1 protein-coding gene and 2 pseudogenes are annotated in these 1,494 nt (G+C 56.7%); 2 read left to right on the top strand and 1 reads right to left on the bottom strand.

All coding sequences use genetic code 11. The features are described 5' to 3' along the window. Both ACP5MM_RS09770 and ACP5MM_RS09765 read left to right on the top strand, forming a co-directional pair. Nucleotides 1-676: pseudogene (locus ACP5MM_RS09770) on the top strand (IS30 family transposase); the annotation flags it as partial. A 13-nt stretch (nucleotides 677-689) separates the two neighbouring features. Next, nucleotides 690-809 (top strand): annotated as a pseudogene (locus ACP5MM_RS09765) (DDE-type integrase/transposase/recombinase); the annotation flags it as partial. 9 nt (nucleotides 810-818) lie between these two features. Here ACP5MM_RS09765 and ACP5MM_RS09760 read toward each other — a convergent pair. Next, a partial coding sequence (locus ACP5MM_RS09760; RefSeq protein WP_427934529.1) for an IS30 family transposase occupies nucleotides 819-1,494 on the bottom strand: 676 nt, incomplete at its 5' end.

The raw sequence follows: 1,494 nt of genomic DNA, 5'->3' as shown, positions 1-1,494 counted from the left end.
CTGCCATGAGACCATCTACCAGCATATCTACGCGCACCCGGCCGGGGAGCTCAAGAAGATGCTGATCGATGCCTTACGGAAGGGACACCAGAAGCGCCGTCCCCGTAGCCGTGGAAAGGATCGCCGTGGTGGCATTCGAAACATGCGCTCTATCCGCGAGAGGCCGGAGGAGGCGCAGTCGTGAGAGGTTCCTGGCCACTGGGAAGGCGACCTTATCAAAGGCGCCTTCAATGGGAGCGCCATTGGCACCCTGGTGGACCGCAGCACCCGCTTTGTTATCCTGGCCAAGGTGGACGATTCCTCCGCAGAGGCGGTGCTGGAAGGCTTCACCAGACGCTTGCGCACGCTTCCCAAGGCATTGAGGAAGACCCTGACCTATGACCAGGGTCGGGAGATGGCTCGACATGAGGAACTGGAAAAACGCACCCATCTGATGGTCTACTTTGCCGACCCTCACAGTCCCTGGCAGCGCCCAACCAATGAGAATACCAACGGTCTACTCCGCCAATACTTCCCGAAAGGAACGGATCTGTCGCAATACTCCCAGCAGTACTTGACCAAGGTTGCTAACGAGATGAATAATCGACCCAGAAAATCCTTGGGTTTTCGCACGCCAGCCGAAGTAATGGCGCAGAAGATCAGAGACTTAGACGGCAGTGTTGCACTTCAAAATTGAAACCGCCCAGCATCGACACCCACAACCGGGACTGATTCATCACTCAGACCGCGGCAGCCAGTATTGCGCCAAGGCTTATCGCGCCATCCTCAAGAAAAATGGCTTGGTGGCTTCCATGTCGAGAAAAGGCAATTGGGCGGTTTCAATTTTGAAGTGCAACACTGCCGTCTAAGTCTCTGATCTTCTGCGCCATTACTTCGGCTGGCGTGCGAAAACCCAAGGATTTTCTGGGTCGATTATTCATCTCGTTAGCAACCTTGGTCAAGTACTGCTGGGAGTATTGCGACAGATCCGTTCCTTTCGGGAAGTATTGGCGGAGTAGACCGTTGGTATTCTCATTGGTTGGGCGCTGCCAGGGACTGTGAGGGTCGGCAAAGTAGACCATCAGATGGGTGCGTTTTTCCAGTTCCTCATGTCGAGCCATCTCCCGACCCTGGTCATAGGTCAGGGTCTTCCTCAATGCCTTGGGAAGCGTGCGCAAGCGTCTGGTGAAGCCTTCCAGCACCGCCTCTGCGGAGGAATCGTCCACCTTGGCCAGGATAACAAAGCGGGTGCTGCGGTCCACCAGGGTGCCAATGGCGCTCCCATTGAAGGCGCCTTTGATAAGGTCGCCTTCCCAGTGGCCAGGAACCTCTCTCGACTGCGCCTCCTCCGGCCTCTCGCGGATAGAGCGCATGTTTCGAATGCCACCACGGCGATCCTTTCCACGGCTACGGGGACGGCGCTTCTGGTGTCCCTTCCGTAAGGCATCGATCAGCATCTTCTTGAGCTCCCCGGCCGGGTGCGCGTAGATATGCTGGTAGATGGTCTCATGGCAG

It is taken from the genome of Acidithiobacillus sp., from assembly GCF_049965315.1.
GTDB lineage: Bacteria > Pseudomonadota > Gammaproteobacteria > Acidithiobacillales > Acidithiobacillaceae > Acidithiobacillus_B.
Note: the sequence above shows the minus strand (reverse complement) of the source record. Positions and strands in the feature narration are given on the sequence as shown.